General features: G+C 38.5%; 14 protein-coding genes and 1 riboswitch. Of the genes, 8 read left to right on the plus strand and 6 right to left on the minus strand.

All coding sequences use genetic code 11. The annotated features are described in order from the left end of the window. The first annotated feature begins 144 nt into the window (after positions 1 to 144). From BKL51_RS02915 to BKL51_RS02925, 3 genes are read left to right on the plus strand one after another with little or no spacing between them, the layout of a single operon-like run. On the plus strand, positions 145 to 576 hold the full coding sequence (locus tag BKL51_RS02915; protein WP_077465247.1) for a CidA/LrgA family protein: 432 nt from the start codon (positions 145 to 147) through the stop codon (positions 574 to 576). A 9-nt stretch (positions 577 to 585) separates the two neighbouring features. Continuing rightward, complete coding sequence (locus BKL51_RS02920; RefSeq protein WP_077465248.1) at positions 586 to 1,278, plus strand: CidB/LrgB family autolysis modulator; 693 nt, start codon at positions 586 to 588, stop codon at positions 1,276 to 1,278. A 5-nt stretch (positions 1,279 to 1,283) separates the two neighbouring features. After that, entirely contained in the window at positions 1,284 to 2,636 is a 1,353-nt protein-coding gene (locus tag BKL51_RS02925; RefSeq protein ID WP_077465249.1) for an anti-phage deoxyguanosine triphosphatase, read from the plus strand. A 215-nt stretch (positions 2,637 to 2,851) separates the two neighbouring features. Here BKL51_RS02925 and dxs read toward each other — a convergent pair whose 3' ends face one another. From dxs to xseB, 3 genes are all read right to left on the minus strand, one after another. Then, positions 2,852 to 4,705 carry a 1-deoxy-D-xylulose-5-phosphate synthase gene (gene dxs, locus BKL51_RS02930; RefSeq protein WP_369801905.1) on the minus strand — a complete coding sequence of 618 codons (1,854 nt, stop codon included), beginning with the start codon at positions 4,703 to 4,705 and terminating at the stop codon, positions 2,852 to 2,854. 75 nt (positions 4,706 to 4,780) lie between these two features. Further along, positions 4,781 to 5,671: a (2E,6E)-farnesyl diphosphate synthase gene (ispA, locus tag BKL51_RS02935; protein ID WP_077465251.1), complete on the minus strand. Its 891-nt coding sequence runs from the start codon at positions 5,669 to 5,671 to the stop codon at positions 4,781 to 4,783. Between the two features lies 1 nt (position 5,672). Continuing rightward, entirely contained in the window at positions 5,673 to 5,912 is a 240-nt protein-coding gene (gene xseB, locus BKL51_RS02940; protein ID WP_077465252.1) for an exodeoxyribonuclease VII small subunit, read from the minus strand. A gap of 168 nt (positions 5,913 to 6,080) precedes the next feature. On the opposite strand from xseB, the gene thiI reads away from it, so the two are divergent. Beyond that, entirely contained in the window at positions 6,081 to 7,532 is a 1,452-nt protein-coding gene (gene thiI / locus BKL51_RS02945; RefSeq protein WP_077465253.1) for a tRNA uracil 4-sulfurtransferase ThiI, read from the plus strand. A gap of 46 nt (positions 7,533 to 7,578) precedes the next feature. Here the strand turns inward: thiI and yvcK are convergent, their stop codons facing one another. Continuing rightward, a complete protein-coding gene (gene yvcK, locus BKL51_RS02950; RefSeq protein ID WP_077465254.1) occupies positions 7,579 to 8,514 on the minus strand; it encodes a uridine diphosphate-N-acetylglucosamine-binding protein YvcK in 936 nt (311 codons plus the stop codon). A 148-nt stretch (positions 8,515 to 8,662) separates the two neighbouring features. After that, positions 8,663 to 8,805, plus strand: a riboswitch (molybdenum cofactor riboswitch). Between yvcK and moaA the strand changes: the two genes are divergently transcribed. The 4 genes from moaA to moaE all read left to right on the plus strand — a co-directional run bounded on the left by moaA (position 8,794) and on the right by moaE (position 11,036). After that, entirely contained in the window at positions 8,794 to 9,807 is a 1,014-nt protein-coding gene (gene moaA, locus BKL51_RS02955) for a GTP 3',8-cyclase MoaA (protein WP_077465261.1), read from the plus strand. It overlaps the preceding riboswitch by 12 nt. 43 nt (positions 9,808 to 9,850) lie before the next feature. Beyond that, positions 9,851 to 10,330, plus strand: a complete 480-nt coding sequence (moaC, locus tag BKL51_RS02960; RefSeq protein WP_077465255.1) for a cyclic pyranopterin monophosphate synthase MoaC — start codon at positions 9,851 to 9,853, stop codon at positions 10,328 to 10,330. A 3-nt stretch (positions 10,331 to 10,333) separates the two neighbouring features. After that, complete coding sequence (gene moaD, locus BKL51_RS02965) at positions 10,334 to 10,579, plus strand: molybdopterin synthase sulfur carrier subunit (protein WP_077465256.1); 246 nt, start codon at positions 10,334 to 10,336, stop codon at positions 10,577 to 10,579. A gap of 4 nt (positions 10,580 to 10,583) precedes the next feature. Continuing rightward, entirely contained in the window at positions 10,584 to 11,036 is a 453-nt protein-coding gene (gene moaE / locus BKL51_RS02970) for a molybdopterin synthase catalytic subunit MoaE (protein ID WP_077465257.1), read from the plus strand. 40 nt (positions 11,037 to 11,076) lie between these two features. Here moaE and ftnA (BKL51_RS02975) read toward each other — a convergent pair whose 3' ends face one another. After that, complete coding sequence (ftnA, locus tag BKL51_RS02975; protein ID WP_077465258.1) at positions 11,077 to 11,580, minus strand: non-heme ferritin; 504 nt, start codon at positions 11,578 to 11,580, stop codon at positions 11,077 to 11,079. A gap of 17 nt (positions 11,581 to 11,597) precedes the next feature. Next, on the minus strand, positions 11,598 to 12,083 hold the full coding sequence (gene ftnA, locus BKL51_RS02980; protein WP_077465259.1) for a non-heme ferritin: 486 nt from the start codon (positions 12,081 to 12,083) through the stop codon (positions 11,598 to 11,600). Between the last annotated feature and the right edge of the window lie 163 nt (positions 12,084 to 12,246).

The raw sequence follows: 12,246 nt of genomic DNA on the forward strand, positions 1-12,246 counted from the left end.
ATTACAAACCGAATGAATCATAATTGTTGTTTTTGATCAAACGCATAAATTCGTGTGTTTTTAAAGAAAAAGAGTAGCAAGGATTCAATAAATAGGCGTAAAATATTTTTTAAAGTTTATTGAAAAAGTTGAAAAAGGATGAAGATGTTATACAAGCTGTTTCTTTTAGTTCGTTCCTTATTAATTCTTTACATTATGCTTTATCTCGGCAATCAGATTGCCTCTTTTATCCCAGCCGGCGTACCCGGGAGTATTTGGGGATTACTGCTACTTTTTATTGGCTTAACGACGAGAATCATTCCTTTGGAATGGATTTATTTGGGTGCAAGTTTGTTGATTCGTTTTATGGCGGTTTTGTTTGTCCCCGTGAGTGTAGGGATTATTAAGTATTCCGATTTATTATGGGCGCAAATGAATATTTTGATTATTCCAAATGTCGTCAGCACTTGTGTCACGCTCGTTTTCATCGGTATTGCGGCGAATATCATGTTTGAGCGTCAATCGTTTCGTCATAAACGTAAAAAAGTCTTAGCCAAACGCATAACACAAGAAGAAAAACAAATACATCAACAATAGAGTTAAATTATGAATTACACCGTTTATCTTTATAGTTTTTTAACAATTTTCGGATTTTGGCTCGCACTACAAATTAATAAACGTTGGAAATCAATTATTTTCAACTCGTTTATTCTTACCGTGCTGATTTTAGTGGTGGTTTTAATTATGGGAAAGATTCCCTACGATGACTATATGCAAGGTAACGCCCCCATTAATCATTTATTGAGTCTGAGTATTGTCGCACTCGCATTGCCGTTGTATGAACAGTTAAGACAAATTGCAAAACAGTGGCGTATTATTCTTTCCGTTGTCGTTCTTGCTTCTGTTTTTTCTATGTTTACCGGAGCAATCCTTGCGTTAATTTTAGGGGCTACACCGGATATGGTTGCCACGGTACTGCCCAAATCTATTACTACACCGATTGCTATGGAAGTTTCAGCTCATTTAGGTGGAATTCCTGCGGTAACCGCTGTGGGGGTGGTGCTTGCAGGTTTGCAAGGTTCAATTTTTGGTTATTTGATTTTGAAAAAAATAGGGCTACGTCACCAAGAAGCAATAGGTTTATCTGTCGGTTCGATCTCTCACGCATTGGGAACCGTAAGCTGTATGGAAATTAATCCAAAGGCTGGGAGTTATAGTTCGATTTCTTTGGTACTTTGTGGCATTATCAGTTCTATCCTCGCACCATTAGTGTTCAAAATAATTTATTTGTTTGTGTAAGCCTTATGAAAAATACCTTGTCTTCCGATTGGAATGAACGATTTATTCCCGATCCGCCAAGAGAAAAAGATCATCGCCCGCCATTTCGCCGAGATCGTGGCAGAATTTTACATTCTGCCGCCTTCCGTTGTTTGCAAGCAAAAACGCAAATTCATGCGATTGGTGAAAATGATTTTTATCGTACCCGTTTAACCCATTCTCTTGAAGTGGCACAAATTGGTAGCAGCCTCGTTGCTCAACTCAAATTTGCGGAAACTTTCACTCATTTAGCAAACCAATTAAATAGCTCGCAAAGCGAATTACAAAAACAGCTCAAATCACTATTACCGAGCAATGATTTAATTGAAAGTCTTTGTTTTGCGCATGATATTGGCCATCCGCCTTTTGGACATGGCGGGGAAGTGGCACTCAATTTTATGATGTACCAAAACGGTGGTTTTGAGGGCAATGCACAAACCTTTCGGATTTTGACAAAACTTGAACCTTATACGGAAAAAGCGGGAATGAATTTAACACGCCGCACACTTTTGGGCGTAGTTAAGTATCCGACGATTTTAGATATAACCTCACCGCAATATGCCGGTTTGCCCCGTTTAACCCAAACCGAGGCCCGTTTTATCAAAATCAGCGATTGGAAACCGGGAAAAGGGCTTTTTCGCGATGATTTACCCATGTTTAATTGGCTATTAAAAAATTTGTCTGAAAATGACCGCACTTTATTTACTTCAGTGCAAAAAGCGCGGTCGAATTCTGCCGAATTCTTGAAACCACGCTTTAAATCCCTTGATTGTAGTATTATGGAACTAGCAGATGATATTGCTTATGCCGTACATGATTTGGAAGATGCCATTGTGACAAAAATGGTCGATCAACACCAGTGGCAAGAAGCACATAGTGTGTTAGTACAAATCCCTTTACCATGGATACAAAAAAATATTCAGCGTATTAGTCGAGAACTTTTTTCTGAAAAACATTTTGAACGAAAAAATGCCATTGGTGCATTGGTAAATTTTTTCATTACTCATGTACGTTGGAGTATAACGGATAATTTTGACGAACCTTTGTTACGTTATAATGCAGAATTACCCGAGCAAGTTGTGATGGTATTGGATGTATTTAAAAAATTTGTTTGGAAATATGTCATTCGTAATGTTGAAACACAACGTATTGAATACAAAGGTCAGAGGATGCTGACGGAAATGTTCCAAATTTTCGAATCCGATCCAATCCGCCTTTTACCGCGTCATACCGCCGAAGAATGGCAAAGCGCTCCACCTGAGCAAAAAAAGCGTGTGATTTGTGATCATATTGCGAGCATGTCCGATGCTCATGCCATGAGGGTTTATCAACAATTATAATGAAAAAGGACGCGAAGTGCGTCTTTGTTTTATTTGGTTGTATCTTAAAATTTTTCCGATAAAAAAACCGCTATCCATTTGAATAGCGGTGGAGATCTTAAAATAACAATTTTAAAAACTGCAAATATGCAGTGCACTAGCAATTTGTCAGACTATTACTTTGTGAGTTAGTTCACATTTTTTCAAAAAAATGACTAAAAAATTTCATAAATATCCTAGTTTTTTATAAAGGCAAGAATTTGAGTTTTAATTCCTTCGGCATCTAACTTCAACTCGTGTAACATTTCTTGTTGTGAACCTTGTGGAATAAAGTAGTCAGGCAAGCCGAGTTGTAAAAGTGCGGTCGGTTTTGCCGATGAATTTAATACTTCCGCTACTGCTGATCCAGCTCCGCCTTGAATCGCATTTTCTTCCAACGTCACTAAATAATCGTGGGTTTGTACAAGGATACTAATCATTTTTACATCAATCGGTTTCACAAAACGCATATCCACTATCGTCGCATTTAATTTTTCAGCAACTTCTAAGGCTGCTGGTAGCAGTGTACCAAAATTTAGGATAGCAATTTTTTCGCCTTCCCGAATCAAACGGGCTTTACCGATAGGTTGTATTTCCAGAGGCATTAATTCCACACCTAATGCATTGCCACGCGGATAACGTACTGCAGCCGGTTTGCCGCATTTATGCCCGGTATAAAGCATTTGGCGGCATTCGTTTTCATCACTTGGTGTCATAATAATCATATTGGGAATACACCGCATAAAACTTAAATCAAACGCGCCTTGGTGGGTTTGTCCGTCCGCACCCACGATACCTGCACGATCAATCGCAAATAAAACCGGAAGATTTTGAATAGCCACATCGTGAATTAATTGATCGTAAGCACGTTGTAAAAAGGTAGAATAAATGGCGACAACGGGTTTATACCCCCCAATAGCTAAACCGGCAGCAAAAGTTACCGCATGCTGTTCCGCAATGGCAACATCAAAATATTGTTCCGGAAAGCGTTGGGAAAATTCAACCATTCCTGAACCTTCCCGCATTGCCGGCGTAATGCCGATAATTTTTGGATCGTTTTCTGCCATTTCACAAAGCCAATCACCAAAAATTTTAGAATAAGTCGGTTTTACATTTGATTTTGGCAGTTCGCCGCAAGCCGGGTCAAATTTTGGTACGCCGTGAAAACCAATCGGGTCTTTTTCCGCAGGGGCATAACCTTTGCCTTTTTTGGTTTTAATATGCAGCAGTTGGGGCCCTTTTAAATTGCGCATATTGCTTAAGGTAGCGACTAATTCATCAATATTATGTCCGTCTACAGGTCCAATGTAATTAAAACCAAGCTCTTCAAATAATGTGCTTTGCGGTGAGAACATCACACCTTTCATATGTTCTTCGGTTTTTTTCATAAAATTCTTTACAGTCGGTACTTTATCTAGAATTTTTTTACTGCCGTCCCGTACCGTAGAGTAGAGCGAACCCGAGAAAATACGCGCCAAGTGATTATTTAATGCGCCTACGTTTTCTGAAATTGACATTTCATTGTCATTTAAAATAACTAGCATATCCGTGTGTAATGCACCCGCATGGTTTAATGCCTCAAACGCCATACCGGCAGTGATTGCCCCATCTCCGATAACACATACTGTTTTACGACCCGCATTTTCGCGTTCCGCTGCTAAGGCGATTCCCAAGCCGGCACTGATAGAAGTAGAAGAATGCCCTACGCTTAATACATCAAATTCACTTTCTTCACGCCAAGGGAAAGGGTGAATACCGTCTTTTTGACGAATCGTGGACATTTGATCACGGCGACCGGTGAGAATTTTATGAGGATAAGCTTGATGTCCGACATCCCAAATGAGTTGGTCGAATGGCGTTTTGTACACGTAATGTAGTGCAACGGTAAGTTCTACCGTGCCTAAGCCCGAAGCCAAATGGCCACTGCTTTGACTAACACACTCCAAAAGATAACTGCGTAATTCATGGCAAAGTTGTGGTAGTTGATTTTTATTTAAAAGACGCAAATCTTCCGGTGAATTAATAAGGGATAAAAGAGGGTAGTTGTTCATGTTAGTCATTCCCAAAAATTTATGATTATTAACCGCATTTTTTCACTCAATTTGTGACGCGGTATCAATTAAATATTAATTTTTTCTTGTAATAATAAATTTAGCCAAAGCACGAAGTGAGGTGGTATCAAAAGGGATTTTATCCAATTCGGATAATGCGGTTTGGTATAAATCCTGTGCCTTTTTCTTTGCCCCCTCCAATCCGAGTAGTTTTGGGTAAGTATTTTTACCCAAAGTTAAATCCGAACCGACAGGTTTACCAATTTCTTCACTATTGCCTTCAATGTCTAAAATATCATCTTGTACTTGGAAGGCCAGCCCAATTGCTTCGGCATAACCCGTTAGCGATTGTTCTAATGAACTATCGGCAAAATGGGGGGAACAAATAAAACCTAGTTTTAAGGCTGCGGTAAGTAATGCACCAGTTTTATTACGATGGATAATTTCGAGTTTTTCAAGGCTGATTTGTTGATGTTCGGAAATTAGATCCAAACTTTGCCCCAAACACATACCTTGTACACCGGATGCGTGAGCTAAAAGCCGAATTAACACTAACTTTTGTTCCGTTGAAATATGAGGAGTTTGGGTCAGAATATCAAAGGCAAAGCTTTGCAATGCGTCACCGGCTAGAATTGCCGTCGCTTCATCAAAAGCAATATGACAGGTTGGATGTCCCCGGCGTAAATCGTCATTATCCATTGCCGGTAAATCATCATGAATTAGGGAATAGGCGTGAATAGCTTCAATCGCCGCCGCCGCATAATCTAAAGATTGCTCATTGGCACCGAGCATGGTTCCCGTTGCATAGACTAAAAAAGGACGAACCCGTTTTCCTCCTAGTAAGAGAGCATATTTCATTGCATCACGTAGTGGCGCACCGTGGCTTTCAATCTCATCGAATTGTGTTGTTAAGAACAAATTAATTCGCTGCTGAACATCCTTAGATTGCTGTATAAATTGGTTCATTTTACTCGCTTCCTTGGTAATCACTCAAAGGCGCATTTTCACTTTTTTGCAAAAGAATTTGAATACGTTGTTCTGCCTGCTGTAAACGTTCTTGCCCCAACTGCGCCAATTTTATTCCCTGTTCAAATTCTTTTAATGCCTCTTCTAAAGGCAATTCACCACTTTCTAAACGAGAAACAATGGTTTCCAATTGCATTAATGTAGTTTCAAAATCTTGTGAAGTTACCGCTTTGCGAGCCATTTAGTGGTCCTTTTTATGGAAAATATGTGCCATTTTACTTTATTTTATAGGATGTTAAAGTTTTATTTCAAAAAACACGCATGGGAAAAATTGCACTTGGTTTTGCTTTGTGGACTTTTCTTTCGCTTTGCGTAAAATATTCGCCATTTTTCATCAAATTCTATTCCTATGAAATTTATTGTTAAACTTTTCCCTGAAATTATGATTAAAAGCGAAACAGTGCGTAAACGTTTCGCCAAAATTCTCACTAGTAATATTCGCAATATTCTTCAAAAATATGATGAAGATACTGCGGTCGTTCGCCACTGGGATTACATTGAAGTGCGGTCAAAAAATGAAATGAATCGTGAAGAATTAATTGGATTATTGCAACGTATTCCCGGTATTCATCATTTTTTGGAGGTGGAAGAAAAAACGTTCACTGATTTACACCATATTTTTGAGCTTACTCTTGCCGATGTTAAAGAACAGCTTCAAAACAAGACGTTCTGTGTTAGGGTAAAACGTAAAGGTAAACATAGGTTCAGCTCCATTGAAGCGGAACGTTATATTGGCGGTGGTTTAAATCAACATATTGAAAGCGCGAAAGTGCGGTTAAAAAATCCTGATGTTACCGTGCGTATTGATATTGAAGATGACAAAATGATGTTGGTTAAGGCTCGCCATATCGGTATAGGCGGCTATCCGATTGGTACTCAAGAAGATGTGCTATCTTTAATTTCCGGTGGATTTGATTCAGGCGTATCAAGTTATATGTTGGTTCGACGAGGTTCACGGGTGCATTATTGTTTCTTTAATCTTGGCGGTGCGGCACATGAAATTGGCGTAAAACAAATGGCTTATCATATTTGGCAACGTTATAGTGCCTCTCATAAAGTGCGTTTTATTGCGATCAATTTTGAAGGAGTTGTCGGTGAAATTCTAGAGAAAGTCGATAACGGCCAAATGGGGGTCATCTTAAAACGTATGATGGTGCGGGCGGCGAGTAAAGTGGCTGCACGATTTAACATTGAAGCCATTGTAACCGGTGAAGCATTGGGACAAGTATCCAGTCAAACTTTAACCAATTTACGCTTGATTGATGAGGCTGCCGATGCTTTGGTATTACGCCCGCTTATTACTCATGATAAAGAACAAATTATTGCTATGGCGAAAGAAATCGGCACTGAGGATATTGCAAAATCCATGCCGGAATTTTGTGGCGTTATATCTAAAAATCCAACCATTAAAGCAGTGCGTGAGAAAATCCTAGCGGAAGAAGGCAATTTTAATTTCGATATTTTGGAAAGTGCGGTACAAAATGCACAATATTTAGACATTCGTCAGATTGCTGAAGAAACGGAAAAAGAAGTGGTAGCGGTTGATACCGCTTCAGAGTTAGGTGAAGACGACATTATTTTAGATATTCGTAGTCCCGAAGAAACTGATGAAAAACCGTTTAAATCGGATCGTTACCAAGTTATCCAAATGCCGTTTTATAAACTTTCGTCACAATTTGGCTCGCTTGACCAAAGCAAAAATTATATGTTGTATTGTGAGCATGGCGTGATGAGCAAACTACAAGCCTTATATTTGAAAGAAAGCGGTTTCACCAATGTCTATGTGTTTGTGACAAAATAACTGCAATATTGACCGTACTTTTTACGTTTAAATTGTGCGGTTAAACTTAATTTAATTCTTCCAGCATTTCATCAATAGCTTTTGCCAACAATGTTCGATCGTGGCGGTAACTGATGTCATCCGCATTCAAACGTTTTTCAAGTATTTTTACCGAGGAAATGTTTGAAATATTGACCGCACTTTTTTCTTGTATAGGCGTAATCACCCCGTCAAGAATAGTTGCACCGACGGTATGGTGAATCCAGTGAATACGTTCAGCTAAAGAAAGAGTAGCGGCAGTACCTAATTCGATGCCTAAATTATCAATAAAAATTTTTTTCGCCGTACTTGTACGAATTGCGGAGCCAATATCAGATAAAAGCAGAGGTGGCATAATACTGGTTAAGAAACTTCCCGGCCCGAATAAAATAACATCTGCCCGCTTAATTGCTTGAATAGCTTCCGGCGTAGCCCGAACCAGCGGAATAAGAAATAATGATTGTGGCGTTTCGGTTAAATTATCAATGCTGACTTCACCCACAATACTGGAACCTGCACCAAGACTTGCGGCAAGATGAACCGGGCTTTCGGACATCGGAATCAAGTAGGATTTAACTCGTAATAAGTCTCGAATGAGATTTACCCCATCAAGAGGACGAACGTGCATATTTTCGAGTGCTTTTAGCATTAAATTGCCCAAATTATGACCCGCTAATTCTCCTTTACCACTAAAACGATATTCAAACAAGGCCGAGGCGGTACTCGGTTCAGTAATAATTTGGTTTAAACAATTTCGTAGATCTCCCCAAGCAATTCCGCCTTGCTGTAAACGAATGCGACCGGTTGATCCGCCATTATCCGTGGTGGTGACAATACCGGTTAGGCGTTCTTTCATAAAACTCAAAGCAGACATTACCCGCCCTAAACCGTGCCCGCCGCCAATAGCGACAATACGTAGATCATTTAAATATTGATATTGACTCTGTGGGGTGAAATTCGACATGGAGTTTTTCTACCTAAAATTCATTAATATGCCAATCATTGTATATTTTTTTATATAATAAATTTAAAAGAATTTACTGGATTTACAATGAAATTCAAATGAATTCATTGCGTTTTTCGACAATAATCTTTTAAAATGCCGAAAACATTTTATCGCATAACTCCGAGCTTGTTTAGTCTAAGTTCTCAAGCAGAATATGACGGCAATGCCAATAACGATGTTTGTTATTCAGGGATAAGTTGGAAACGGCTTGTCCTCTCCATTTTAGAAAGGTGTCTCATGCAATCCATTCCTATAAAAAACATAGGCGGTTCGTGTTTAGTCGATGCATTCCAGCGTATCTACTATTACTTACGGCTGTCGATTACCGATCAATGTAATTTCCGTTGTAACTATTGCTTACCGAACGGTTATCAACCGGAAGCTAATAAACCCGGTTTTCTCACATTAAATGAAATTATCCGTATAGCACGGGTTTTTGCCAATATGGGGACGAAAAAGATCCGTTTAACCGGTGGCGAACCGACTTTACGTAAAGATTTTCTTGCGATTGCTGAAAATATTGCCCAAATCGAAGGTATCAATCAAATTGCGTTGACCACAAACGGTTATCGTATGGCGAAAGATGTCGATACTTGGAAACGAGCGGGCATTACTGCCATTAATGTAAGCGTAGATAGCCTCGACCCGAAAATGTTTCACCAAATTACCGGTATTAATAAATTTGAAGAAATCATGCGTGGAATTGAACGTGCTTTCGAAGTAGGCTATGAGAAAATCAAGGTTAATTCGGTATTAATGAAAAATTTAAATGATATTGAATTTAATCAATTTCTCGCTTGGGTGAAAGTCTGTCCGATTCAAATGCGTTTTATCGAGTTGATGCAAACGGGAGAAATGGATAATTTTTTCCATCGCTACCATCTTTCCGGGAAAGTTCTTGCTGATAAATTAATCGCTCAAGGTTGGCAGCAGCAGCAAAAATCTCTAACAGACGGGCCGGCAAAAGTATTTAAACATCCTGATTATAAGGGGGAAATCGGCTTAATTATGCCTTATGAAAAGAACTTTTGTGCGAGTTGCAATCGTTTGCGGGTATCCTCAAAAGGAAAATTACATCTTTGTTTATTTGGTGAAGAAGGTGTTGAATTGCGCGATCTATTACAATCCGATGAACATCAATCGCTTTTACAAGCTCGAATTTTTGCAGCCTTACAAAGTAAACGTGAACACCATTATTTGCACCAAGGTGATAGTGGTGTGCGTAACCACCTTGCCTCAATTGGCGGATAAAATTCAAAAACTTTTTCAAAATTAACCGCACTTTTATTTAATTATGACAAAATTTACTCATATTAATAGCCAGGGTGAAGCCAATATGGTAGACGTATCCTGCAAAACCGAAAGCGTACGTGAGGCTCGTGCCGAAGCCTTGGTGACCGTGTCACAAAAAACATTAGATATGATTCTAAATGGGCAACATCATAAGGGTGATGTATTTGCTACCGCACGTATTGCGGGTATTCAAGCGGCAAAACGTGCTTGGGAACTTATTCCATTATGTCATCCTTTGCTACTTTCAAAAGTAGAAATTAACCTGGAACCTTTGACTGAAACAAACCAAATTCGTATCGAGTCCCTTTGTAAACTCACAGGAAAAACCGGAGTAGAAATGGAGGCTCTAACGGCAGCAAGTGTTGCAGCACTGACTATTTATGATATGTGCAAAGCAATACAAAAAGATATTGTGATTTCACAAGTTCGCTTACTTGAAAAGAGCGGTGGAAAATCAGGTCATTTTTTAGTGGAGAAATAATAGATGTTACATATATTATTTTTTGGTCAGACTCGTGAAATTATCGGACTGGATGGAATTGAGGTAGAAGGGGAGTTTAGGAGTGCGGAAGCCATTCGTCGGCACCTTTCTCTACAAGGAGATAAATGGGAATTAGCATTAGAAAGAGGAAAACTGCTTGTAGCGATTAATCAAACTCTAAGCTCGCTTGAAAGTGCGGTTAAACCCGGCGATGAAATTGCTTTTTTCCCTCCGGTAACAGGGGGGTAATAGCATGAGCGATATCCATATTTCCGTGCAAGAAAAGGAATTTGATCAAAATGCAGTTTACCAATGGCTTTCAGCACAATACTCCGTTGGTGCAGTCGCTATTTTTGTGGGAAAAGTCCGAGATCTCAATTTAGGTGATGATATATCAAGTCTTTATTTGGAGCATTATCCTGCTATGACAGAAAAGGCGTTACAGGAAATTGTATCGGAAGCTAAACAACGTTGGGATATTCAGCGGGTAGCGGTGATTCATCGAGTTGGATTACTACATACTGGCGATGAGATCGTATTGGTTGGTGTGGCTTCGGCACATCGTGGCGATGCTTATCAGTCCAATGAGTTTATTATGGATTATCTAAAATCAAAAGCTCCATTTTGGAAAAAAGAGCAGACCAACAGAGGAGAGCGCTGGATTGAAGCTAGAGATTCAGATCAAATAGCGCTAGAAAAATGGTAGAACTAAAAGCTCGGTTTCCCGAGCTTTTCAATTGAACTATCTAGCCTTCCGAAATACTGGCAAGATTACCTAAATCTTTATCAATTAAGAACAAGCCTTCACCATCTTCACCAAGAAGGTTAAGTTTATCTAAAATACTGCTAAAAAGTTTTTCTTCCTCGTGCTGTTCAGCTACATACCATTGTAAGAAATTAAACGCTGAGTAGTCTTTTTCTTCAAAAGTAAGACCTACTAATTCATTAATTTTACCGGTAATTAATTTTTCATGTTGATAAGTAATCTCAATCACATCTTTTAATGATTTATATTCGTACGGTGGTGCTTCAATCGCAGAAATAATAGCTAATGCACCGGTCTCATTTAAATAAGTGAATAATTTGCGCATATGCTGCATTTCTTCTACTGCATGTGCAGATAAGAATTTTGCTGTACCTTCAAAACCTTGCTGCTCACACCATGCACTCATTTGAAGATACAAATTAGAAGAATAAAATTCCAAATTCATTTGATCATTTAATAGTTTTACGACATTTGCTGATAACATTTTATATCTCCTATCTATTATAAAGTTGCCAAATCACGATCGACAAAATATAAACCACGTCCATCTTCCCCGACTAAATTAAATTTATCAATAATACTATTGAATAATTTTTCTTCTTCATGTTGTTCAGCCACATACCATTGCAAGAAATTAAATGTAGAGTAGTCTTTATTTGCAAAGGTCACTTCAACTAATTCATTAATCTTTGAAGTGACAAGCTTTTCGTGTTCTAAGGTAATTTCGAATACTTCTTTTAATGAGGCATAATCGTTTTTTGGTGCTTCAATTTTACCCAAAAGCGGCATGCCGCTAGTTTCACTTACATACTGGAATAATTTGTGCATATGTTCTAGCTCTTCGTCTGCGTGACGAAGTAAAAAGGTTGCCGCACCTTCATAACCATGTTTTAAACACCATGCACTCATTTGTAGATAAATATTAGAAGAGTAGAACTCTAAGTTAATTTGTTCGTTTAATCTATCTGTAATTGCTTGATTCAGCATAGCTAACTCCTTTCCGTTTGATTGATAAATAATGAACTAAAAGGTATTCTAGATAGATAAATGAGAATTTTCAAGATATTTTTTTATTTTACATTAGTAACCTATTAATTTTAAAAATAAAAAACAAAAGAAACTATTCTCATTTAATTGTTAGATTTTGTAC

Source organism: Rodentibacter sp. Ppn85 (genome assembly GCF_001999335.1).
Lineage (GTDB): Bacteria > Pseudomonadota > Gammaproteobacteria > Enterobacterales > Pasteurellaceae > Rodentibacter.

Excerpts from the sequence above, each read along its gene's own strand:
- ftnA (WP_077465259.1), bottom strand. The coding sequence starts at position 12,083 with ATGCTGAATCAAGCAATTACAGATAGATTAAACGAACAAATTAACTTA.
- moaD (WP_077465256.1), top strand. The coding sequence starts at position 10,334 with ATGTTACATATATTATTTTTTGGTCAGACTCGTGAAATTATCGGACTG.
- yvcK (WP_077465254.1), bottom strand. The coding sequence starts at position 8,514 with ATGTCGAATTTCACCCCACAGAGTCAATATCAATATTTAAATGATCTA.
- moaC (WP_077465255.1), top strand. The coding sequence starts at position 9,851 with ATGACAAAATTTACTCATATTAATAGCCAGGGTGAAGCCAATATGGTA.
- BKL51_RS02915 (WP_077465247.1), top strand. The coding sequence starts at position 145 with ATGTTATACAAGCTGTTTCTTTTAGTTCGTTCCTTATTAATTCTTTAC.
- ispA (WP_077465251.1), bottom strand. The coding sequence starts at position 5,671 with ATGAACCAATTTATACAGCAATCTAAGGATGTTCAGCAGCGAATTAAT.
- dxs (WP_369801905.1), bottom strand. The coding sequence starts at position 4,705 with ATGAACAACTACCCTCTTTTATCCCTTATTAATTCACCGGAAGATTTG.
- ftnA (WP_077465258.1), bottom strand. The coding sequence starts at position 11,580 with ATGTTATCAGCAAATGTCGTAAAACTATTAAATGATCAAATGAATTTG.
- moaE (WP_077465257.1), top strand. The coding sequence starts at position 10,584 with ATGAGCGATATCCATATTTCCGTGCAAGAAAAGGAATTTGATCAAAAT.
- moaA (WP_077465261.1), top strand. The coding sequence starts at position 8,794 with ATGCAATCCATTCCTATAAAAAACATAGGCGGTTCGTGTTTAGTCGAT.
- thiI (WP_077465253.1), top strand. The coding sequence starts at position 6,081 with ATGAAATTTATTGTTAAACTTTTCCCTGAAATTATGATTAAAAGCGAA.
- BKL51_RS02920 (WP_077465248.1), top strand. The coding sequence starts at position 586 with ATGAATTACACCGTTTATCTTTATAGTTTTTTAACAATTTTCGGATTT.
- xseB (WP_077465252.1), bottom strand. The coding sequence starts at position 5,912 with ATGGCTCGCAAAGCGGTAACTTCACAAGATTTTGAAACTACATTAATG.
- BKL51_RS02925 (WP_077465249.1), top strand. The coding sequence starts at position 1,284 with ATGAAAAATACCTTGTCTTCCGATTGGAATGAACGATTTATTCCCGAT.